This window comes from Flavobacterium sp. GNP002 (assembly GCF_054343795.1).
Genome location: NZ_JBTGUW010000001.1, coordinates 2,881,895 through 2,904,958, shown reverse-complemented (window position 1 = coordinate 2,904,958; position 23,064 = coordinate 2,881,895). Strand labels below are relative to the sequence as shown.

The window sequence follows — 23,064 nt, the reverse complement described above, 5'->3', positions numbered from 1 at the left end:
ACATAATTATTTGATTTATTATAAACTCTGATTTAATATTTTCCATTCAAAAAAAAAACCGTTTTGTTACAAACGGCTTTTAATTAATTTATAGTTTTCCTTCTTTTATTTCCTCTACAATCTCAGGATTTAAAAGAGTTGATATATCTCCAAAGTTAGAATAATCCCCTTCCGCAATCTTTCGAAGAATTCGTCTCATAATTTTTCCAGAACGGGTTTTTGGTAAACCAGAAACAAACTGAATTTTATCTAACTTAGCAATTGGTCCAATATGATCTGAAATATGTTGATTAATTTCATTCGCTAGGTTTTCTTTATTTCTCGTTTCTCCAGTTTCTTTAAGTATAACAAATCCATACAAAGCATTTCCTTTGATGTCATGCGGGAAACCTACAATAGCTGATTCAGCAACGGCTGGATGCTCATTGATGGCATCTTCTATTGGTGCAGTTCCTAGATTATGTCCTGAAACAATTACCACATCATCCACACGACCAGTGATTCTATAATATCCTACTTCATCACGCAAAGCTCCGTCTCCAGTGAAATATTTACCAGGAAAAGCAGAGAAATACGTGTCTTTATAGCGCTGGTGATCGCCCCAAATAGTTCTGGCAATTCCTGGCCATGGAAATTTAATACATAAACTTCCAACTACTTGATTTCCCTCTATTTCATTGCGCTTTTCATCCATTAATACCGGTTGGATTCCTGGTAATGGTAAAGTTGCATACGTAGGTTTTGTTGGTGTAACAAATGCCAAAGGCGAAATCATGATACCTCCAGTTTCTGTTTGCCACCAAGTATCTACAACAGGGCATCTTTTATCACCTACGTGGTCATTGTACCAGTGCCAAGCTTCTTCATTGATTGGTTCACCTACAGATCCAATTACTTTGAGTGACTTCAATGGATATTTTTGTACAAATTCTATATTTTCTTTAGCTAAGGCGCGAATCGCAGTTGGAGCTGTATAAAACTGTGTTACTTTGTGTTTTTCAATAACTTCCCAAAAGCGACTAAAATCAGGATATGAAGGAACTCCTTCAAAAATTACTGTTGTCGCTCCGTTCAATAATGGTCCGTAAAGAATATACGAATGTCCTGTAATCCAACCAATATCAGCAGTACACCAAAAAACATCATTCTCTTCATAATTGAAAACGTTCTTAAACGTATACGCGGTATAAACCATATAACCCGCTGTAGTATGCACCATTCCTTTTGGTTTTCCAGTTGATCCTGAAGTGTATAGTATAAATAAAGGATCTTCAGCATCCATAATTTCAGCTACATTATTATCTGATGCTTGATCTAATAGCGGTTGTAACCATTGGTCACGTCCTTCTTTCATAGAAATATCAGAGTGAATTCTTTTGGCAACCAAAACTTTTTCGACAGAAGTACATTTTTCTAATGCTTCATCAACGATTTCTTTTAAATCAATGGTTTTGTTACCACGAAAACCTCCATCAGATGTGATTACCATTTTACACTCACTGTCGTTGATACGAGTCGCTACTGCTGTAGATGAAAATCCTGCAAAAATAACGGAATGTATAGCGCCAATTCTGGCACAAGCCAATACTGAAACTGCTAATTCAGGAATCATTGGCAAATAAATACAAACTCTATCGCCTTTTTTTATTCCTTGCTCCCGCAATACGTTTGCCATTTTACAAACGCGTTGGTGCAATTCATTATATGTTATGTGTAATGCTGCTTCCGAAGGATCATTTGGTTCAAAAATAATTGCTGTTTTTTCTCCTCTTTTAGCAAGATGCCTGTCAATGCAATTTTTTACAATATTAACTTTTGCTTCAGTAAACCATCTGATATCGGCGTCTGCCATATTGAACTCAACAACTTTATCCCATTGTTGGTACCAAGTGAAATTTTCTTCTGCAATTTTACCCCAAAATTTTCTAGGTTCACGAACTGATTTATTGTAATGTTTAAAATATTGTTCTAGATTTTCAATTTTGTAGTAGCTCATGTTATAATTTTTTATAAAAGTATTAAATCTCTCGCTATTCTTAAAATTATTTAAATCATAAATACTTGCTAAAAAAAATAGATTCTCAAATAAAAAAGCACTTTTAATCCTAATTTGTTTAATTTTTGCTGTTTTTGCTAAAATAAGTAAAACACAAAAAGGCGAGATGGATTTAAATCCATCTCACCTTATGTATCAACAAAATTTAACAACAATTATTTTAGTACTAAAAACGATGATTTTTTGAACAATAATCAACCAAAACTATTTGGTTCCAATCAAGGAATACTACTACTAATTTTTTAGCATATTTATTTAGAAAATAAACATGGATATTTCTACTACTTCCCAATCTTTTTTATAGGGACTACTTCACTTAACTTTATTGGTGTTTAAAGTTAAGTGAATGTACAAGCATCCATATCCATTTATCTTTTTTAATATTTTTTAACTAATCCAAGATATTATGAAATCAAATGATATAGTGCTAATCCCTGCACACCCTCATGTGTGGTAATTCCTATTATATTATCCTATTTTTTTCATGGCTGTCATCGATTCTCTCAACCACTCTCCTACTTCTTCAATTGGATGCTGACGAATACTTTTGTTTACCGCAATAAGAACCGCATTATCGACTCCATTTGAAGTTGAAAAAGGTTTACCTATAACATTAGTATCTACCGTTTTCATAAAATCAGTTAATAACGGTTTACAAGCATGGTCAAATAAATAACAACCATATTCTGCTGTATCCGAAATGATTCTGTTCATTTCATATAATTTTTTTCTTGCAACAGTATTTGCAATCAAAGGCAATTCGTGTAAAGACTCATAATAAGCTGATTCTTCAATAATTCCTGTTTGAGTCATTGTTTCAAAAGCTAATTCTACACCAGCTTTTACCATTGCAATCATCAAAACACCATTATCAAAATATTCTTGCTCTGAAATATGTGCTGCTGTTGGAGCTGTTTTTTCGAAATTAGTTTCTGCAGTTGCAGCTCTCCAAGTCAATAAATTAATATCATCATTAGCCCAGTCAATCATCATATTTCTTGAAAATTCACCAGAAATAATATCATCCATGTGTTTTTGAAACAACGGACGCATGATGTCTTTTAATTCATCTGCTAATTCATACGCTTCAATTTTTGCAGGATTTGATAAACGGTCCATCATGTTTGTAATTCCACCATGTTTCAAGGCTTCAGTTACTGTTTCCCAACCGTACTGAATTAATTTTGAAGCATAAGCAGGCTCAATTCCTTTTTCAACCATTTTATCAAAACATAAAATAGAACCTGTTTGTAACATTCCACAAAGAATGGTTTGTTCTCCCATTAAATCCGATTTTACTTCGGCAACAAATGAAGAGTTCAATACTCCTGCTTTATGACCACCAGTAGCAACTGCATACGCTTTTGCTTGTTCAAAACCTTCTCCGTTTGGATTATTTTCTGGGTGAACCGCAATTAAAGTTGGTACACCAAAACCTCTTTTATATTCTTCACGTACTTCAGATCCTGGACATTTTGGCGCACACATAATTACTGTGATGTCTTTACGAATTTGCATTCCTTCCTCGACAATATTAAAACCGTGAGAATAAGCCAAAGTTGATCCGTTTTTCATCAAAGGCATGATTGCGGTAACTACAGCAGTATGCTGCTTGTCTGGTGTAAGGTTACAAACCAAATCAGCTGTTGGGATTAATTCTTCATACGTTCCCACTTTGAATCCATTATCAGCGGCGTTCATGAAAGAAGCTCTTTTCTGTGCAATTGCTTCAGCACGCAAAGCATAAGAAATATCCAATCCAGAATCTCTCATGTTTAAACCTTGGTTCAAACCTTGTGCTCCACATCCTACAATGACTACTTTTTTTCCTTCTAAAGCTTTTATCCCATTTACAAATTCAGATTGGTCCATGAATTCGCAAACGCCTAATTGTTCTAATTGTAATCTAAGTGGTAATGAATTGAAATAATTTGCCATTTTTTATTATTTAATGATTGTAAATTTTATAATTGATAGGTTTACTAATTGAAAACTAAACTGGTTCTTGTTTAAGTTCTTCCAACAAAGTTGAAATTTCCATTTTTTCTTTGGAAACTGATATTCTTCCGGAACGTACAAATTGCATGATACCAAAAGGTTTTAATTTTTCATATAACGATTCTATTTCAGCACGTTGTCCTGATTTTGAAATCACAAAAAAGTCTCTTGAAACTGTAACTATTTCAGAGTGGCTTTCTTTGATTATATTCTGAATTTGTTTTTCATCAAAAAGCAAGCTCGACTCAATTTTGAATAATGCATTTTCTAAGAAAATAGTTTCCTCATCAATATGATAAAATGCTTTAATTACTTCGATTTGTTTTTCGATTTGTCCTACTATATTTTGTACCCATTTTTCGGTTGTATTGACTACAATGATAAATCTGGAAACATTTTCAATTTCAGATTCGGATACATTTAAACTCAAAATATTGATATGGCGTTTCAAGAATATACCAGATATTCTGTTTAATAAGCCAACGTTGTTTTCTGAATAAACAGAAATGGTGAATGTTTTATTTTCCATTTTTTTATGTTTAAAGTTTTTATGTTTAAAGTTTAAAGTTGTGCAACATTATTTTCAGGTTCCAACAATTTTAAACCTTAAACTTTAAACTATTTTAGGACAAACGAATGTCCGAAACCGATGCTCCTGTAGGAATCATTGGGAATACGTTATTTTCTTTTTCTACCATAACTTCTAGGAAATAGGATTCTTTTGAAGCCATCATTTCGGCAACTGCAGCATCAAGATCTTCTCTTTTGGTTACTTTTTTAGCTTTGATATAATAGCCTTCAGCAATGGCTATAAAATTAGGATTGATCATTTCCGTAGAAGCGTATCTTTTGTCAAAAAACAATTGTTGCCACTGACGAACCATTCCTAAAAATTCATTGTTTAATACCACAATTTTCACAGGAACTTTAGTTTGAAAAATAGTTCCTAATTCCTGAATAGTCATTTGAAAACCTCCATCACCAATTATGGCTACAACTTCACGATTTGGCATTCCCATTTTGGCTCCAATTGCAGCCGGTAAAGCAAATCCCATAGTTCCTAAACCACCTGATGTTACATTACTTTTTGTCGAATTGAATTTGGCATAACGACAAGCAAACATTTGATGTTGTCCCACATCCGAAACCATAATGGCATCTCCTTTAGAATGTTTGTTAATCATTTCAATCGTTTCTCCCATAGAAATTCCTTCTCTCTTTGGTTTTAACTCGTCATTGATTACCGCTTCTAATTCTATTTCATATTTCTCTTTAAATTCATTGTGCCAAGCTTCATGAGAGTTACTTTCAATTAAAGGAAGTAAAGCTGTTAAAGACTCTTTTAAGTCAGCCAAAACTGCTACAGTAGTTTTTACATTCTTATCTACTTCTGCAGGATCAATTTCAAAATGAATTACTTTGGCTTGTTTGGCGTAGGTAGCTAAATTTCCCGTAACACGATCGTCAAAACGCATTCCTAGTGCTATTAAAACATCACATTCATTCGTCAAAACATTAGGTCCGTAATTACCGTGCATTCCTACCATTCCTACATTCAATGGATGATCTGTTGGCATTGCCGAAAGTCCTAAAATAGTCCAAGCAGCCGGAATTCCTGATTTTTCAACCAAAGCTTTTAACTCAGCTTCCGCTTCACTAAGAATTACTCCTTGACCAAATATGATAAATGGTTTTTTAGCAGTATTAATTATTGATGCCGCTTCCTTAAGCTTTTCATGATTTAAAACTGGTTTCGGATTGTAACTTCTAATACTGGTACATTTTTTATAGCTGAATTCAATTTCGTCAAACTGAGCATTTTTTGTAATATCAATTAAAACTGGACCTGGGCGACCTGATCTTGCAATATAAAATGCTTTTGCAATAATCTCCGGAATTTCTGAAGCTTCGGTAATTTGATAATTCCATTTGGTCACTGGAGTCGAAATTCCAATGATATCTGTTTCTTGGAATGCATCAGACCCTAGTAAATGCTTTCCTACTTGTCCTGTAATACAAACCATAGGAGTCGAATCGATTTGAGCATCAGCAATTCCAGTAACTAAATTTGTTGCTCCCGGACCCGAAGTTGCAATAGCCACTCCCACTTTTCCTGTTGCTCTTGCAAAACCTTGCGCAGCATGTGTAGCGCCTTGTTCATGACGTACTAAAACATGCTGTAATTGATCTTGAAATTTATATAATTCGTCGTAAACTGGCATTATAGCTCCACCTGGATAGCCATAAACCAAATCTACTCCTTCTTCTAATAAGCATCTAATAACGGCTTCTGCGCCGGATATTTTGTTTGTTCCCATGGGTACGTTTATTATTTTCCTCCCCCCTTACCCCCTCCGAAGGAGGGAGAGCCGAAACTGGCATAGGGGAATTTATAGTTATTATTTGTTGCTCAACTCCCACCCCTTTGGGGAGGGATGGGGTGGGGATTATTTATCGGTTACACATCCTTCAGAGGCACTTGAGACCGAACGCATATATTTAAGTAATACTCCTTGTTTAATTGGTGATTCTGGTTTTTTCCAATTGGCTTTACGTTTTACGAATTCTTCGTCAGATATTTTCATATTGATAGTATTTTTCACAGCATCAATTGAAATAACATCTCCGTTTTCTATTAAAGCAATTCCTCCACCTTCATAGGCTTCTGGTGTAACGTGTCCTACTACGAAACCGTGAGAGCCTCCAGAAAAACGTCCGTCAGTAATTAAAGCAACAGTACTTCCTAAGCCAGCTCCCATAATTGCGGATGTTGGTTTAAGCATTTCAGGCATTCCCGGACCTCCTTTTGGACCACAGTAGCGAATAATAACCACATTTCCTGGTTTTACTTCACCTCCTCTAATTCCTTTAATCACATCATGCTCGTTTTCAAAAACTACTGCTGTACCTTCAAAAAACTCACCTTCTTTACCACTAATTTTAGCCACACACCCTTCTGAAGCTATGTTTCCGTATAAAATTTGAATATTTCCAGTAGCTTTTAACGCTTTTTGGATTTCATGAATCACTTGTTGTCCATCATTCAAATCAGGAACAGAAGCTAAGTTTTCAGCAATTGTTTTTCCGGTTACCGTTAAACAATCTCCATGTAAGAAACCTTCTTTCAATAAATATTTCATTACTCCTGGAACTCCACCTACATTATGTAAGTCTTCCATTAAGTATTTACCGCTTGGCTTCAAGTCAGCAAGTAATGGGGTTTTATCACTAATATCTTGGAAATCTTTTAAGGTAAGATCAACACCTACTGAATGTGCCATTGCAATTAAGTGCATAACCGCATTAGTAGAACCTCCTAAGACAGCCACAATTGTAATCGCATTTTCGAATGCTTTACGAGTCATAATGTCTCTAGGCTTGATGTCTTTTTCTAATAATATTCTGATGGCTTTACCAGCATCAGCACATTCTTGTTTCTTTTCTGGACTCAAAGCAGGATTAGAAGAACTATAAGGCAAACTCATTCCTAAAGCTTCAATCGCAGATGACATGGTATTAGCAGTATACATTCCACCACAAGCACCTGCACCTGGACAAGCATTTTGAATCACACCTTTAAAATCTTCAGGTGTAATAGTGTTATTGAATTTTTTTCCTAATGCTTCAAAAGCAGAAACAATATTCAAATCCTCGCCTTTCCATTTTCCTGGATGTATAGAACCTCCATAAACCATAATAGATGGGCGATTGACTCTACCCATAGCCATTAGCGCTCCTGGCATATTTTTATCACAACCCGGAACAGCAATCATTCCGTCATACCATTGTGCTCCCATAACTGTTTCAATAGAATCTGCAATTACATCACGAGAAACCAAAGAAAAACGCATTCCATCATTACCATTTGAAATACCGTCACTGACACCAATAGTATTAAAAATCAAACCAACTAAATCTACTGCCCAGACGCCTGTCTTAATATCTTTAGCCAAATCATTTAAGTGCATATTGCAAGGGTTTCCATCATAACCCATACTCACAATTCCTATTTGCGCTTTTTTAAGATCTTCTTCAGTTAATCCAATTCCGTACAACATGGCCTGAGAAGCTGGTTGTGTTTCATCTTGCGTGATTATTTTGCTGTATTTATTTAATTCCATTATTATGTTAGTTTGTAGGTAATATGTTTTTCTGAAAAATTATAGGTACCATCAATTATTTATTTTTTAAACTATGGTCGATTGGCCTATGTAGACATTGTCACTTTTAAAATATAAGTCGTCTTTACTTAGAATATAATTCGAAACAAAATCTCCCACTTCATTAGTGCCAAATTTTGAATATGGATTCAAGTCGGCAGTGACGACATTTAATTCGATTGCTTTATGAACCGCTTCGTAAACTTTTTGCGATTCGATATGAAGACCAAAATGTTCCAAAAGCATTGCTGCTGATACTATTGAAGCAATAGGATTAGCAATATTTTTTCTTTTAGCTTCTGGATAAGATCCATGAATAGGTTCAAAAAGTGCATTTGAATTTCCTAAAGATGCGGATGGCAATAATCCAATTGAACCTGTAATTACACTTGCTTCATCTGATAAAATATCACCAAATAAGTTTTCGGTCAAAATGACATCAAATTGCTTTGGATTAATGATGATTTGCATTGCAGCATTATCCACCAAAAGAAATTCTAGAGTTACATCAGGATATCCCTCAGCAATTTCTGTAACTACTTTTCTCCACAATCTTGACGTTTCCAGAATACTGGCTTTGTCAACCAAAGTCAATTTCTTTTTTCTTTTCTGAGCCGTTCTGAAAGCCAAATGACTGATACGAATAATTTCTTCTTCAGAATACTCGCATAAATCAGAGGCTAATGTACCTTGTTCGTTGATCTTTTTTTCACTGAAATAAGATCCTCCAGAAATTTCTCTGAAAATTATAAAATCAGCACCTTCGATTATTTTTCTTTTCAAAGGCGACAAATCTAATAAGTCGTTGTATGGTTTAATAGGTCTTATATTGGCATATAATCCTAAAGCTTGTCTCAATTTTAATAATCCTTGTATGGGACGCAGTTTCGAATCTGAAACAGCATCATATTTTGAGTCATCAACAGCTCCAAATAATATGGCATCTGTATTCAAACAAAGATTTAATGTTTGCTCTGGCAACGGTGTTCCTGTTTTTTCAACAGCAACAGCACCAATAAGCGCATCCTCAAAAACAAACTCATGATCGAAAACCAAACCAATTGCATACAGCGCTTTTTTTGCTTGTAAGATTACCTCTGGACCTATTCCGTCTCCTGAAAGTACTGCTATTTTTAAGTTCATAATAGTAGGATTTAGATTTTATTAGAAATCAAAATATATTAATTAAGGATTAACTCCTTATTCATTTTACATGCTTCAATTATTTGATGAATGTCATCATCAAGAACCTCTTTTTTAATGTCGGCAAACTTTAAAAATTCAACATAAACCACATCTAATTGTATCTTTGTAAGTTCATATCCTACTTTTTTGGCTCTGTATGCCAATGCTGCTCTACCACTTCTGGCCGTTAACACTATTGAAGATTCATTTACACCTACTTCTAAAGGGTCCATGATTTCATAAGTTGCTCTGTTTTTTATCACACCATCCTGGTGAATTCCGGAGCTGTGTGCAAAAGCATTAGCACCAACAATCGCTTTATTGGGTTGTACCATCATTCCCATACTTTCAGAAACCAATCGGCTCATTTCATTCAGCTGACGTGTATTGATATTAGTATCTAAATTCAAATAAGGATGTTGTTTGAAAATCATCACTACTTCTTCAAGAGCAGTATTTCCAGCTCTTTCGCCTATTCCATTTATTGTACATTCTATTTGTCTCGCTCCATTTACAGCTCCTGCAATTGAATTAGCTGTAGCCATTCCTAAATCATTATGACAGTGACACGATAGGATTACGTTTTCAATCCCTTTGACGTTTTCTTTTAAATACTTAATTTTTGCACCATATTCTTCCGGTAAGCAATAACCTGTAGTATCCGGAATATTAAGTACGGTAGCACCTGATTTTATTACTTCTTCACAAACTCGAGCCAAAAATTCATTGTCTGTTCTACCAGCATCTTCAGCATAAAACTCTACATCTTCAACATAAGTTTTAGCATGTGAAACGGCAAATTTTGCTCTGGCAATAATATCTTCTCTGGTTGTGTTTAGTTTGTGTATTATGTGCGAATCAGAAGTTCCAATTCCAGTATGTATTCGAGGTCTTTTTGCATATTTTAAAGCTTCTGCAGCAACATCAATATCATTTTTCACTGCTCTAGTTAATCCGCAGACAACTGCATTTTTAACAACTTTACTTATTTCTGAAACAGATAAAAAATCACCTGGACTAGAAACAGGAAAACCAGCTTCTATAATGTCAACACCCATTTCGTCCAGTCGATTTGCAATAACTAGTTTTTGATTGGTATCTAATTTACATCCTGGGACCTGTTCGCCATCTCTTAAAGTGGTATCAAAAATTTGAACTTTCTCTCTATTCATTTTCATTTATTTAATGTAATTTCACATCTTGATAACAAAAATATCTTTCATTACTTTATTATAAAACTCAATTTAATGAAATATACTGCTTATAAAGCAAATAATAAGTTTATAACTTATTGATTAACAGTAAATTACATTACTATATTTTACAATGGCTAACCATCAAAAAGATTTCTTATTTGTATTAATAAAATCACTTTCAAAATCTGAAAAAAGACAATTCAAGATTTTTGCAAGCCGATTAGAAACAAGTTCTAATACAAAATTCATCGAATTATTCAATATTTTAGACAAATCAGAAGTCTATGATGAGAAACTCATTCTGAAAAGCGGTATCATTAAAAAAGTACAATTATCGAATCTAAAATCATACCTGTACAAACAAATTTTAGTGAGCATCCGATTGAATATTCCCAGCCAGAACATTCGGTATCAACTAAGAGAACAAATTGATTTTGCTGCTATATTGTACAATAAAGGGTTATACAAGCAGAGTTTAAAAATTTTGGATAAAACAAAAATTTTAGCTTTAGAGAATGACGAAAAACTGATGGCTTATGAAATTGTAGAATTTGAAAAACTTATTGAATCACAATACATAACACGAAGTATTCAAGGACGAGCAGATGAATTAGTCGTTCAAGCTAAAGAATTAAATTATCGCAATACCATTTCCAGTAAATTATCTAACTTATCCCTGCAATTGTATGGTATAATGCTTAAAACCGGTTATGTAAAAAGTGACGAAGAATACAAATATATAGACGATTATTTCCATAAGCATATTTCTAAATTTGATGAGAAAAAATTCGGATTTAGGGAGAAATACTGGTTTTATAACGCTAATCTTTGGAGAAGTTTTCTGGTGCAGGATTTTCTTTCCTGCTATAAATATTCTTTAAAATGGGTGGCCCTGTTTTATGATAATCCAAGTATGATTCATTTAAATCCTGTTTTTTTCCTAAAAGGAAACCATTATTTATTAGAATCTTTATACATGTTGAAGTACAAATCTAAATTTAAAAAATATTTAGCGCTGCTTGAAGATACCATCAAAGATTCCCATTTCCCAGTGAATGACAACATTGCGTCTTTATCATTTTTATATGTCTATAATAATAAATTGAATTACCATATTCTGGAAGGTACTTTTGCCGAAAGCGAATACTTAATTCCTGAAGTATTGAATAAATTAAAAATTCACACGGACCATCTTGATGAACATCACGAAATGTTGTTCTATTATAAATTTGCGTCAATTTATTTTGGGAACGAAAAATATGCGGAGTGTATCTTTTATTTAGAGAAAATCATAAACAACAAAAATCTTTCCATGCGAGAAGATTTGATGTGTTTTGCCCGAATACTCTGTTTGATTGCGCATTATGAATTAGGGAAAGATTATTATCTGGAAAATCAGTTGAAGAACACCTATAAATTCCTAATCAAAATGAATGATTTACATGAAGTGCAAAAAGAAATCATTAAGTTTTTGAAGAATTTAAACTCCATTTATCCAACAGATATCAAAAAGGAATTTGTAAAAATGAGAGCGCGCTTTATAGAATTGGAAAAAAACACCTATGAAAAAAGAGCTTTCCTTTATCTCGATATTATTTCTTGGCTCGAAAGCAAAATTGAAAACCGAAAAATCAGTACTATTATTAAGGAAAAAGCGAAATTGATTAATCGATAAGACTTTAATTTTTTAAAAAATACAATTGCTCTAAACTAAATTTGATAATAAAACAATGTATCTCGAAGAAATAGCTCTGATTAAGAAAATATTTTTGAAATTAAATTAAAACACTACGTTTAAAAAATATTCATTACTTTTAAGGAATACTTAAAAATTAAAATCATGAACGGATTTTTCAAAACAATACTAGCAGGTTACGGAGCCAAAAAATTAGGTGGTGGCTGTTTTGGCACAATTCTAATTTTTATTATTATCTATTGGATATTAGGTTATTTTTAGAATTAAAACTCTAAAAATAACCCAATTATAATTTTAACTATTAGTATGTCAAAAGTTCTTTCAGCTCATTTTCAAATCTACCTTTTGGCAAATATTGATCTTCCAATGCTTTTGTAAAAGGAATTGGACTATCTAAACTTGCTACTCGTTTTACAGGAGCATCAAGATATTTGAAACAGTTTTCCATTATCATTGCCGAAATATCGCTGGCAATTCCACCAAACATACTGTCTTCCTGATAAATAATTACTCTTCCCGTTTTCTTTACCGATGCAAAAATAGCTTCAGTATCCAAAGGTTGTAAAGTTCTTAAATCCAATAAATCAGCCGAAATTTCTGGATTTTTTGCTAAAGTTTCCAAAGCCCAATGTACCGCTGCTCCAAACGAAATAATTGTAACATCATTTCCTTCTTTCAACAAAGCCGCTTTTCCTAATGGAATGGTATAATATTCTTTTGGTACATCTTGGTAAACGCTTCGATACAATTGTTTGTGCTCAAAGAATAATACCGGATTCGGGTCGTTTATAGAAGTATTCAAAAGTCCTTTGGCATCATACGGAAATGCCGGATAAACTACTTTTAAACCTGGGGTTTTAGTAAACCAAGCTTCATTTGTTTGCGAATGAAAAGGCCCAGCTTGAGTTCCTCCACCACAAGGCATTCGAACTACAACATCTGCTTTTTCTAACCAACGGTAATGAGATTTGGCTAATAAATTGACTATTGGATTGAATCCTGTGGAAACAAAATCGGCAAACTGCATTTCCACAATCGCTTTGTATCCATTAATAGATAATCCCATTCCTGCCGAAACGACTGCACTTTCACAAATTGGTGTATTGATAACACGTTCTTTACCAAACTGTGCTACAAAACCATCCGTGATTTTGAAAGCACCACCATATTCAGCAATATCCTGGCCCATGATTACGGAGTTTTCATGGCGTTCCATTGATTGTCTCAAACTAGTAGAAATCGCATCTATAAAACGAATATTTTCTTTTTCTTTTGAAGGATTAACTTGCTCGAATACATAAGGTTTGTAAACGTCATTTAGCTCTTCACTTAATGAAGATTCGATCTCAGGTTCGGCATTGGCAATAGTCAAACTTTCATCAATATCCTTCTTTATTTCAGCATGTAAAGCCGCATCAAAATCAGCGGTAAGAACTCCGTTTTCTGCCAAGTATTTTTTATAGTTTTCTACTGGATCTTTAATCGCCCACATATCCATTAACTCTTGCGGAACATATTTGGTCCCACTCGCCTCTTCATGCCCACGCATTCTGAAAGTTTTGAATTCCAATAAAACCGGACGTGGATTTTCTTTCATCGAAGCCTTCAATTCAGATAACAAATTAAACACTTCCAGTATATTATTTCCATCAACAATATGACTTTCCATTCCGTAGCCTTTCCCTTTATCGGCCAGGTTTTCACAACGATATTGCTCATTGGTTGGTGTCGAAAGTCCATAACCGTTATTCTCTATGACAAACATCACCGGCAATTCCCAAACCGAAGCAATATTCAATGCTTCATGAAAATCGCCTTCGCTTGTTGCTCCTTCTCCTGTAAATACTGCGGTTACTTTTCCGTTTTTCTTGAGTTTATTGGCCAAAGCAATTCCGTCAGCAACGCCTAATTGCGGACCTAAATGCGAAATCATACCAATAATCTTGTATTGTTGGGTTCCAAAGTGAAAACTTCGATCACGACCTTTGGTAAAACCATTAGCTTTACCTTGCCATTGCGAGAAAAGGCGATACAACGGAATGTCTCGTCCGGTGAAAACACCAAGATTTCTGTGCATTGGCAAAATGTACTCATCCGAATCTAAAACTGCTGTGACACCAACAGAAATTGCCTCTTGACCAATTCCAGAGAACCATTTAGAGACTTTACCTTGACGAATAAGGATTAACATTTTTTCCTCTATAAGTCGCGGTTTTAGTATTCGTTTATATAAATCTAATAATTGATTGTCAGTAAGATTTTTTCTGTCGAAGATCATTTTTTTGGTTTTATTGTATGGTTCAAAGATAAAAAAATATAACAGTTTAGTGTTATTTTGTTATATTTTTTTATATTGTTTATAAGTTTTAAAATTCAGATATAAAATTATTCTTTACATTTGTATCTGCAAGGTTTTTAGCCTTCATGTTATTAAAAAATATTTAAAAGTATGCAAAACATTCCTAGTGTTGACTTGCGTGATTTCCTTTCGGACGACCCGAAACGTAAACAAAAATTTGTAAATGAAATCGGAAGTGCATTTGAAGATATTGGCTTCGTAGCACTCAAAGGGCATTTTTTAAACGACCAACTTGTTGATGAATTGTATGGTGAAATCAGAAATTTTTTCGCTTTACCTTTAGAAACAAAACACAGTTATGAAATCCCTGGAATTGGCGGACAAAGAGGGTATGTTTCTTTTGGGACAGAGCATGCCAAAGGCAGAAAAGAAGGCGATTTAAAGGAATTTTGGCACTTTGGACAATATGTGTCTAAAGATTCAAAATACGCTTCGGAATACCCAGAAAATGTTGAAGTTAAAGAACTTCCACGTTTTAATGTTGTAGGTAAAGAAGCCTACCAAATGCTCGAAAAAACCGGTGTTTATGTTTTAAGAGCTTTGGCTTTACACCTTGGTTTAGATGAGTTTTATTTTGACCAATATGCTAAAGACGGAAATTCAATCTTAAGACCTATTCATTATCCACCAATCACATCTGAACCAGCAAATGCAATTCGTGCTGCTGCTCACGGTGATATCAATTTGATTACTTTGTTGATGGGTGCGCAAGGAAAAGGGTTACAAGTGCAAAATCACAACGGAGAATGGATTGATGCCATTGCTGAACCGGATGAATTAGTCATTAATGTGGGTGATATGTTATCGCGTCATACGAATAACAAATTGAAATCTACGATTCATCAAGTTGTTAACCCACCAAGAGAATTATGGGGAACTTCGCGTTATTCTATTCCATTTTTTATGCATCCGGTGAGTGATATGAAATTGGATTGTCTAGAAAACTGTATTGATGCAGACCATCCAAAACAATTTGACGATATTACTGCAGGAGCTTATTTATACGAGCGCTTAGTAGATTTAGGGCTTATTAAAAAATAATACTTAATTTATAGTTCAAGGAAGACATCGAGTTCGCTTGATGTCTTTTTGTTTTTTTACCATTAAGAAATTAAAGTCCTTTATGAGCAATAAAAACTTAATTTTCTTAATTTCTTAATGGTTTAATAATCAATTAATTTTTAAAAAATGGACTTACAAGACCAATTAAAAAATCTTTTTCCTGATCACGAACCATCACCTGAAGAGCCGGTTGATGAAGTGGCACACGAATTATATGTTCAAAAAGAGCCAATGATTTGTAAATTCGAAAAGCGTAAAGGAAAAGCAACAACTATAATTGAGGGTTACGAAGGAAGCGACGAGGATTTTAAAATTCTTGCCAAGGAAATCAAAACCAAATTAAGTGTTGGCGGCACTTTTAAAGACGATTCTATTATTATTCAAGGTGATTACCGTGATAAAATAATGATTATTTTAAAAGAAAAAGGATTTAAAGTAAAACGAGTTGGTGGTTAATCCCCTCCTGACCTCCCCGAAGGGGAGGAACCAAACCAAAATAAAAAATATAATCTAAATCAGGAACTGGCTCCCTTTCCTTTGGAGAGGGCTTGGGAGAGGAAAAAAATATAAAAGTAATGATACAATCATCAGAATTAATATTAAATCCAGACGGTAGCGTATACCATTTGAACTTAAAACCAGAACATATTGCACACGATATCATCTTTGTAGGTGATCAAAATCGCGTGGAGAAAATCACTCAATTTTTTGACAGCATTGAATTTTCGACTCAAAAAAGAGAATTCAAAACCCAAACCGGAATTTTCAAAGGCAAACGAATTACTGTAATGTCTACGGGAATTGGTCCTGACAATATTGATATCGTTATCAATGAACTGGATGCTTTAGTAAACATTGATTTAGAAACCCGTAAACCAAAAGAAAAACTGACTTCTTTAAACATCATCCGAATTGGAACATCGGGTTCCTTACAAGCCGATATTCCTGTGGATAGTTTTGTGATGTCAAAATTTGGATTAGGACTGGATAACATGCTCCGCTCCTATCTAATTGACGAAGTTTCAAATCTTGAGATGGAAGATGCTTTTGTGAAACACACCAATTGGGATTTACGAAAAGGAAAACCATACGTGATTGCTTGTTCCGAAAAACTGGAAAAAATAATTGAAAGCGACAAAATGCACAAAGGAATTACCGCAACTGCAGGTGGTTTTTACGGTCCACAAGGTCGAGTGTTGCGTTTGAATATTCAAGATGAAGAATTGAATTCTAAAATGGATAATTTTAAATTTGGTGACAACCAAATCACAAACTTAGAGATGGAAACAGCAGCAATTTATGGACTTTCGGCGCTTTTAGGACACAACGCATTGTCATTAAACGCGATAATTGCCAATCGTGCTTCGGGAACGTTTAGTGAAGATCCATACAAAGCAGTTGATGAATTGATTGTGTATACATTAGAAAAAATTGCTTTAGGATAGAGAAATTAATTTTCAAAAGCGTACCCATTTGTAGTTTTAAAAAAGTGCTTTTAATTTTTTTAAAACTACATTTGTTTTTAGAACAAAACGATAATGAAAATAATACTTACAGGTGCAACAGGAGTTCTGGGATCTCACATCATGTACGAAATTCTGGAGCTTTTCATCACTACTAAAATTGATGGAAAACTTTTTATAATTGCACGAAATAAAGGCAAAAAATCTGCTTTAGATCGCATAAACGAGCTCTTATCCAGCAGTTATACACCAAAAATCATAAAAGACAAAGGCATCGCAAAACTGCACGAATACATTGAAATCATTGATACTGATTTGGCTGTTATTCAGGACACTTTTTCAAGCCAAATAAAAGATGCTTATTTCATTCATTCGGCTGGATTCGTAAATTTATCTACCGATGAAGAGCAACGAGAAAAGATTTTTGACGAAAATACCAAAATTACAAAATCCCTTTTCAATCTATTTCATCCTTTCATAAAAAAGTTCATTTACATAGGAACTGCTTTTTCGTCTGGAAACCGAAATGGATTGATTGACAATAATTTTCATAGTTTAGGATTCAAACCAGAGCATCGCAATGCGTATGAAAATGCAAAATTCCACTCGGAAAATTTTATAGCACAAGAATCTAAAAAAATAGGCTTGCCATTTCAAATTCTGCGTCCAAGTGTGATTGGAGGCAAAATGTTAGGAACAGAGAATCAGTATTTTATATCGAAATATATGGTTTTTTATCTTTTGGCTAAATTCTTTCACTTCACTTCCCAACGAAAAGGAGATCAAGAAAATGTGCGTTTTATCGTCAATGAAGACACCGTTTTGAATATTATTCCTGTCGATTATGTCGCAAAAGTGATTGTAAATACTTTTGAAAGAGACGATATAGAACAGCTTAATATTGTTCATAATAAAAGTTTCAATATGGTAAATGGATTGGGATTGATTATGAAGGAAGTTGGCTATACCAATTTTACTTTAATACAAAATTCGTTAGACTTTAAATATAAAAACACAATCGAAAAATTGTATTATGAAAGTATTGGAAAACACTTAAGCCCTTATTTTACAACAGCTGCGAATGAATACGATACCACTTTGTTGAATTCCATTCTTGAAATACCAAAACTGGATCAGAAGGCATTCACCAATATGATTCGGTATGCGATATTAAATAATTTTAAAGATATTAATGTGTAATTTTAGGAGCTATTTCCTGCTATACGTTTTAATCTTTTCCTTTTTAAAGAAAAAAGAAAAAGGATTTTCACTGCTATCAGGGCTAAATCATTCAACATCAAATTTTCAATAAAAACATGAATCTTATTTTAGAAACCGACCGCTTAATTTTACGAGAAATGCTCGTTTCAGATGCAGAAGCTTTATTTGAAATGGACAGCAATCCTAAGGTACATCAATATCTTTGGAACAAACCATTGACGGATATCAGCGAAGTACATTCATATATCGAATCTGTCAGAACACAGTATGTTCAAAATAATATTGGACGATTTGTTGTTATTTTGAAAGAAACCGAAGAATTAATTGGTTGGGCCGGATTAAAATACAACACCGAAATGGTCAATAACAAAATTAATTTCTACGATATTGGCTATCGATTAAACGAAAAATTCTGGGGAAAAGGATATGCTAGTGAAGCTAGTTTTGCATGGCTGGATTATGGTTTTAATGTAATGGAAATCAAAATCATGGAAGCCGCAGCTCATACGGATAATATCGCTTCAAACAGAATATTGCAAAAAATTGGACTGAAAATGACCGAAAAATATCTGGAAGACGACGTTTCTTGGAATTGGTACGAATTAAAAAATCCTAACTTATAATGAAAACAATAAAAATAGCTGGAGTTCCGGAACATTTTAATCTTCCTTGGCATTTAGCCATAGAAAACGGAGATTTCGAAAAAGAAAATATCGATTTACAATGGACTGATGTTCCTGAAGGAACCGGAAAAATGTGCCAAATGCTTCGAGAGGGCGAAACGGATATTGCCGTAATTCTCACCGAAGGAATTGTAAAAGATATCGTTGCCGGAAACCCGAGCAAAATACTTCAAGTGTATGTGGAAAGCCCATTGATTTGGGGAATTCATGTAGCGGCAAACTCCAATTATAAGACATTGGCTGATTTAGAAAACAAAAAAGTTGCCATTTCCAGATTGGGTTCAGGTTCTCAATTAATGGCGTATGTCAATGCTGACAATCAAGGATGGAATACTGATAATTTGGAATTTGAAATTATAAATACTATCGACGGCGCTGTTGAAGCTTTGACAAACGGAACTGCCGATTATTTTATGTGGGAACGCTTCATGACCAAACCATTAGTCGATAAAGGTATTTTCCGACGAATTGCTGATTGCCCTACTCCTTGGCCCTGTTTTGTAATTGCGGTTCGTGAAGAAGTTTTAGAAAATAATGCAGTGCTTATTTCAAAAATTCTTGCAATCATTAATCAAACTACAGAAGATTTTAAAGATATTCCAAGTATTGATAAAACCTTAGCTTCAAATTACCATCAAAAAACAGAAGATATTCAAGAATGGCTATCGTTAACACAATGGTCACAAAAGCCATTATCAACTGAAATGTTAAACAAAGTTCAAAATCAACTTTTTCAACTTAAAATTATCGATAAAAAAGGTACTTTTGAGGATATTGTAAAAACAGTCTAGATTTCTGTTTTTATTTTACTATGATAAAAATAAAAGAAATTAATTTTCAGGGTATTAAACAGCGATTCCAGGTCAAAAAACCTTGGGATGACGTTATTATTTTTATCCTGAACATATTAATTGCTATTCCATTATTTATCATTGTTCATCAAAATTTAATTAACCCCAACTGGTTTTTGAATATTGACAGAGTAGTGCTGTTTTTGGTGATGATTGTAATAATTCAAATCATCCTTCGATTCTTAAGAACGATTATCCTCTTTTGTATTATTCTATATTTATTGGTTTTAGTGTACGGCTCTACAATTGGAAACTATGGATTTAACAGTGTTTTTGAAGATTATAATTCGATAATGTACACGATGTCTGATAATCCATATCCACAAGATATTATTATCGCCAAGTTACTTCCGTTTCCCAATAAATCAAAAATTATCAATGCCATAGAATATCAAAATCCTAAAATCAGGAATTTTGCAGTTATGGCTACATCTAAGCATTTTAAAGATGTAAAAGGGTATTCTGATTACAGAACCATCATACAATGCTTCGCCGTTTTCAAAGAAATAAATAGCCGATGGAATTACGTAAGCGACCCAAAAGCACGAGATTATATCGCAACGGCTACGGAATCACTGCTTTATTTTTCCGGAGATTGTGATGATCATTCGATACTAATGGCTGCCAGTATCAAATCTATCGGTGGAACTCCCCGTTTAATCCATACTACTGGACATATTTACCCAGAAATACTGATAGGCTCTCTGACGGATTTAGAAAAAGTCAATTTTCTAATTAAAAATGTACTATTTGTAAATGAAAGCAATAAAAATAAACTTCATTATCACGTTGATGAGCGCGGTCAAATCTGGATGAATCTGGATTATACGGCCAAATATCCGGGTGGACCTTTTATGTCAGAAGAAATTCTCGGTGCATTGACATTGGAATGATTCTACTTAAAAAAAATTAAACTCTTCAGGTTAAGAATGCTTTTCTAAAGTGAAAACGCTTCCGTTATTAAACTATTTTAAGTAATTGGACATTTACAATATAGTTCTAGTTTTTTAAATTATTAAAATAATAAATTTTAACAAGTATAATATTATAATTTTAATTATTTCACAATTAATATCAAGCTGTAAATTATAATATTAAAAACGACAATTGTTTTAAAACCTCTAATTTCTTGCTCACTCCAAACAAAATACATTTACAAAGTCAAATTAAAATGAGGACATATAAAACAAAAAACACTTGCAAAAACGTTTTTGCAAGTGTTTAATTAAATATTTTTTTATCTAATAATCTGTATCGGTTATTCAGGACAAGACATTTTATTACCAACAAGGTTTTGGAGGACTACATCCGCTAGAACATGTATTAAAAGCATTGGTAAATTCTATATTCCCTTTATTAATAATTAGAGAATCATAATTTCTAGATTCATAAGGTTTTTTCAAAGCTATTGAATAACCTTTTATTCCTTTATACACATTCCAAGTATTAAATTTTGAAACACATTCATGAGTTGTATAACTATTCCCATTTCCATCAACTCCACCAGTTTGCAAGAAAGAGCCATCGTCTTTTAAAATATAAAATTGTTTTTCTTTTGATGTGCCAAAATTTAAAACGCAATTTCCTATCATTAATTTAGTGTAATATGTTGTTGAATCAATAGGTTTTATAGCTTTAAATATATAGGGAATATCTTTGGTTAATTCTTTGCCATCTATAGAGCGCCTATAGCCAATTTTTAAATAAAAATTAAGATCATCTTTACTATCTGAAGTTGCTTTAATCTTTCTGACTCCATCCACTAAACTTGTGCTAATACTAATCTTGGGATCACTAGATCCTTTAATAATTATATCTTTGTCCAAAACGGTTAGATTCATTTTACGTTGAGGTTTGTTACCAATAACGGGAGTATAACTTGGATATAATCCTTTTAATTTTTCAGTAAATTTGACAGCATTATCATAGATCAGTTTTATTTTGGAGTCTTCTTCAGTTAATTTACTTTCCCCATTAAAAGCATTTGTAATATCCGCTTGAATAGCGCGGTCAGCACCACTTAAATTTCTAAAATCCACTGACAGACTGATGTCATTTTCTATATTATTAACTAATTCTGAACTAGCCATTTTTTGAGTAAATACATCAGAAATCGCATTTGCGAAACCTTTTAGTGTGGCTACTTCTACGCCCTTCTTAATTGCTATTTCTCTGGAAATAATGAATACTGATAAACTAGCAGCAGTAGCAGCAGCTGTATAACCATTTGGCCATTTGTAAAAAAGACCTGCTGATACTGTAGTAAAACCAATCGAAGCAACGCAAATAGATTGTGCAGTAACAAAATTTAGGGCTTCTTCAACTAATGCGTCTCCTATATCGCTATTTGTATTACTCAGTCTACTGTAATAACTATCAGGAAATGGTTTTGTATTATTAAACCATTCAGGGTTAATACTGTTTTTTTGTAACAAATAAGCCAATAACTTTTTTTCTTCGTTATTACATTTACCATATTGTAAATCCCATTCCTGTTTAATTTGATCAATTAATGTTATTGTTTCTAGTGATGAACCTATTTTTTTTATCTCCTCAAAACATTTATCTCTTTTTAGAATAAAATCATCAATTATTTCTTCAGGTTTGGTAATAGATGTGTAGGTATTAATTTTTAGGGTCAGGATTGAATTTTTATCTAAATTTGAAAGCTTAATGTCATAGTTTCCAGAATTTAAAACAGGTACAATAAATTTATAGGAATATTCACTTGTAGCGTAGGCGTTAACAGTATTATTATTTAAAGTAATATTTATTGCCTCTTCTATGATTTTTTGCTCAGATTTAATCTCCACTATATCACCAGGTGTTGCTTCTGTTTCTACAAGTGTGTATTGCAAAACACTTGAAGATTGTGTATCTGCAACTTCTTGGCTTTCATCTTTTGAGCAAGATATTATTGAAAATAGAACTATTAAAAATATAACGGGTAGTGCAATTTTGTTTTTCATAATTTTCATAATTTTAATTTTTACTTTTTTTTAAATTCCTCTTCCTCCGCTTTTTTGGCTGCTATTATTTTTGGGTTGGGTTGAATGCATCTCCATTTTTCAGTATCCATTTTCTTTTTCAATATTTTTTTATTAACGGTATCTTGTGTTTTTTTTATTAAGCGA

At 33.3% G+C, this 23,064-nt stretch carries 17 protein-coding genes; 8 read left to right on the top strand and 9 right to left on the bottom strand.

Annotation, left to right across the window (positions count from 1 at the left end; all coding sequences use genetic code 11):
- Positions 1 to 88: 88 nt before the first annotated feature.
- The 7 genes from acs to ACXX80_RS12530 form a co-directional block, all read right to left on the bottom strand.
- The gene (gene acs, locus ACXX80_RS12560; RefSeq protein ID WP_458553492.1) at positions 89 to 1,996 is read right to left on the bottom strand and encodes an acetate--CoA ligase; all 1,908 of its coding nucleotides are present in this window, start codon (positions 1,994 to 1,996) and stop codon (positions 89 to 91) included.
- 528 nt (positions 1,997 to 2,524) lie between these two features.
- Complete coding sequence (ilvC, locus tag ACXX80_RS12555; RefSeq protein ID WP_458553491.1) at positions 2,525 to 3,994, bottom strand: ketol-acid reductoisomerase; 1,470 nt, start codon at positions 3,992 to 3,994, stop codon at positions 2,525 to 2,527.
- A gap of 55 nt (positions 3,995 to 4,049) precedes the next feature.
- Positions 4,050 to 4,583, bottom strand: coding sequence for an acetolactate synthase small subunit (ilvN, locus tag ACXX80_RS12550; RefSeq protein ID WP_458553490.1), 534 nt, complete (start codon positions 4,581 to 4,583; stop codon positions 4,050 to 4,052).
- A gap of 94 nt (positions 4,584 to 4,677) precedes the next feature.
- On the bottom strand, positions 4,678 to 6,372 hold the full coding sequence (ilvB, locus tag ACXX80_RS12545; RefSeq protein ID WP_458553489.1) for a biosynthetic-type acetolactate synthase large subunit: 1,695 nt from the start codon (positions 6,370 to 6,372) through the stop codon (positions 4,678 to 4,680).
- Positions 6,373 to 6,501: 129 nt separating this feature from the next.
- Positions 6,502 to 8,175, bottom strand: coding sequence for a dihydroxy-acid dehydratase (gene ilvD / locus ACXX80_RS12540; RefSeq protein WP_458553488.1), 1,674 nt, complete (start codon positions 8,173 to 8,175; stop codon positions 6,502 to 6,504).
- Between the two features lie 66 nt (positions 8,176 to 8,241).
- The gene (gene leuB / locus ACXX80_RS12535) at positions 8,242 to 9,357 is read right to left on the bottom strand and encodes a 3-isopropylmalate dehydrogenase (protein WP_458553487.1); all 1,116 of its coding nucleotides are present in this window, start codon (positions 9,355 to 9,357) and stop codon (positions 8,242 to 8,244) included.
- 38 nt (positions 9,358 to 9,395) lie between these two features.
- Positions 9,396 to 10,571: a 2-isopropylmalate synthase gene (locus ACXX80_RS12530; protein ID WP_458553486.1), complete on the bottom strand. Its 1,176-nt coding sequence runs from the start codon at positions 10,569 to 10,571 to the stop codon at positions 9,396 to 9,398.
- A gap of 154 nt (positions 10,572 to 10,725) precedes the next feature.
- Between ACXX80_RS12530 and ACXX80_RS12525 the strand changes: the two genes are divergently transcribed.
- A complete protein-coding gene (locus tag ACXX80_RS12525; protein ID WP_458553485.1) occupies positions 10,726 to 12,270 on the top strand; it encodes a hypothetical protein in 1,545 nt (514 codons plus the stop codon).
- A 322-nt stretch (positions 12,271 to 12,592) separates the two neighbouring features.
- Here ACXX80_RS12525 and ACXX80_RS12520 read toward each other — a convergent pair whose 3' ends face one another.
- A complete protein-coding gene (locus tag ACXX80_RS12520) occupies positions 12,593 to 14,569 on the bottom strand; it encodes an alpha-ketoacid dehydrogenase subunit alpha/beta (protein WP_458553484.1) in 1,977 nt (658 codons plus the stop codon).
- Positions 14,570 to 14,740: 171 nt separating this feature from the next.
- On the opposite strand from ACXX80_RS12520, the gene ACXX80_RS12515 reads away from it, so the two are divergent.
- The 7 genes from ACXX80_RS12515 (at position 14,741) to ACXX80_RS12485 (ending at position 20,823) form a co-directional block, all read left to right on the top strand.
- Positions 14,741 to 15,691, top strand: a complete 951-nt coding sequence (locus tag ACXX80_RS12515; RefSeq protein WP_458553483.1) for an isopenicillin N synthase family dioxygenase — start codon at positions 14,741 to 14,743, stop codon at positions 15,689 to 15,691.
- Positions 15,692 to 15,838: 147 nt separating this feature from the next.
- Positions 15,839 to 16,168, top strand: a complete 330-nt coding sequence (locus tag ACXX80_RS12510; protein WP_458553482.1) for a translation initiation factor — start codon at positions 15,839 to 15,841, stop codon at positions 16,166 to 16,168.
- Positions 16,169 to 16,287: 119 nt separating this feature from the next.
- Entirely contained in the window at positions 16,288 to 17,157 is an 870-nt protein-coding gene (locus tag ACXX80_RS12505; RefSeq protein ID WP_458553481.1) for a nucleoside phosphorylase, read from the top strand.
- 93 nt (positions 17,158 to 17,250) lie between these two features.
- Complete coding sequence (locus tag ACXX80_RS12500) at positions 17,251 to 18,375, top strand: SDR family oxidoreductase (RefSeq protein ID WP_458553480.1); 1,125 nt, start codon at positions 17,251 to 17,253, stop codon at positions 18,373 to 18,375.
- A gap of 116 nt (positions 18,376 to 18,491) precedes the next feature.
- Positions 18,492 to 19,019 carry a GNAT family N-acetyltransferase gene (locus tag ACXX80_RS12495; RefSeq protein ID WP_458553479.1) on the top strand — a complete coding sequence of 176 codons (528 nt, stop codon included), beginning with the start codon at positions 18,492 to 18,494 and terminating at the stop codon, positions 19,017 to 19,019.
- Positions 19,019 to 19,870 carry a substrate-binding domain-containing protein gene (locus ACXX80_RS12490; protein WP_458553478.1) on the top strand — a complete coding sequence of 284 codons (852 nt, stop codon included), beginning with the start codon at positions 19,019 to 19,021 and terminating at the stop codon, positions 19,868 to 19,870. The genes ACXX80_RS12495 and ACXX80_RS12490 overlap by 1 nt, the downstream gene beginning before the upstream one ends.
- 20 nt (positions 19,871 to 19,890) lie before the next feature.
- Complete coding sequence (locus ACXX80_RS12485; protein ID WP_458553477.1) at positions 19,891 to 20,823, top strand: transglutaminase; 933 nt, start codon at positions 19,891 to 19,893, stop codon at positions 20,821 to 20,823.
- Between the two features lie 387 nt (positions 20,824 to 21,210).
- Here ACXX80_RS12485 and ACXX80_RS12480 read toward each other — a convergent pair whose 3' ends face one another.
- On the bottom strand, positions 21,211 to 22,899 hold the full coding sequence (locus ACXX80_RS12480; protein WP_458553476.1) for a hypothetical protein: 1,689 nt from the start codon (positions 22,897 to 22,899) through the stop codon (positions 21,211 to 21,213).
- Between the last annotated feature and the right edge of the window lie 165 nt (positions 22,900 to 23,064).

What these genes read in the sequence shown, in the direction of transcription:
- ACXX80_RS12525 (WP_458553485.1), top strand. Translation starts at nt 10,726, where the DNA reads ATGGCTAACCATCAAAAAGATTTCTTATTTGTATTAATAAAATCACTT.
- ilvB (WP_458553489.1), bottom strand. Translation starts at nt 6,372, where the DNA reads ATGGGAACAAACAAAATATCCGGCGCAGAAGCCGTTATTAGATGCTTA.
- ACXX80_RS12490 (WP_458553478.1), top strand. Translation starts at nt 19,019, where the DNA reads ATGAAAACAATAAAAATAGCTGGAGTTCCGGAACATTTTAATCTTCCT.
- ACXX80_RS12505 (WP_458553481.1), top strand. Translation starts at nt 16,288, where the DNA reads ATGATACAATCATCAGAATTAATATTAAATCCAGACGGTAGCGTATAC.
- leuB (WP_458553487.1), bottom strand. Translation starts at nt 9,357, where the DNA reads ATGAACTTAAAAATAGCAGTACTTTCAGGAGACGGAATAGGTCCAGAG.
- ACXX80_RS12495 (WP_458553479.1), top strand. Translation starts at nt 18,492, where the DNA reads ATGAATCTTATTTTAGAAACCGACCGCTTAATTTTACGAGAAATGCTC.
- ACXX80_RS12485 (WP_458553477.1), top strand. Translation starts at nt 19,891, where the DNA reads ATGATAAAAATAAAAGAAATTAATTTTCAGGGTATTAAACAGCGATTC.
- ACXX80_RS12515 (WP_458553483.1), top strand. Translation starts at nt 14,741, where the DNA reads ATGCAAAACATTCCTAGTGTTGACTTGCGTGATTTCCTTTCGGACGAC.
- ilvD (WP_458553488.1), bottom strand. Translation starts at nt 8,175, where the DNA reads ATGGAATTAAATAAATACAGCAAAATAATCACGCAAGATGAAACACAA.
- ACXX80_RS12500 (WP_458553480.1), top strand. Translation starts at nt 17,251, where the DNA reads ATGAAAATAATACTTACAGGTGCAACAGGAGTTCTGGGATCTCACATC.
- acs (WP_458553492.1), bottom strand. Translation starts at nt 1,996, where the DNA reads ATGAGCTACTACAAAATTGAAAATCTAGAACAATATTTTAAACATTAC.
- ACXX80_RS12530 (WP_458553486.1), bottom strand. Translation starts at nt 10,571, where the DNA reads ATGAATAGAGAGAAAGTTCAAATTTTTGATACCACTTTAAGAGATGGC.
- ACXX80_RS12520 (WP_458553484.1), bottom strand. Translation starts at nt 14,569, where the DNA reads ATGATCTTCGACAGAAAAAATCTTACTGACAATCAATTATTAGATTTA.
- ilvN (WP_458553490.1), bottom strand. Translation starts at nt 4,583, where the DNA reads ATGGAAAATAAAACATTCACCATTTCTGTTTATTCAGAAAACAACGTT.
- ACXX80_RS12480 (WP_458553476.1), bottom strand. Translation starts at nt 22,899, where the DNA reads ATGAAAAACAAAATTGCACTACCCGTTATATTTTTAATAGTTCTATTT.
- ilvC (WP_458553491.1), bottom strand. Translation starts at nt 3,994, where the DNA reads ATGGCAAATTATTTCAATTCATTACCACTTAGATTACAATTAGAACAA.
- ACXX80_RS12510 (WP_458553482.1), top strand. Translation starts at nt 15,839, where the DNA reads ATGGACTTACAAGACCAATTAAAAAATCTTTTTCCTGATCACGAACCA.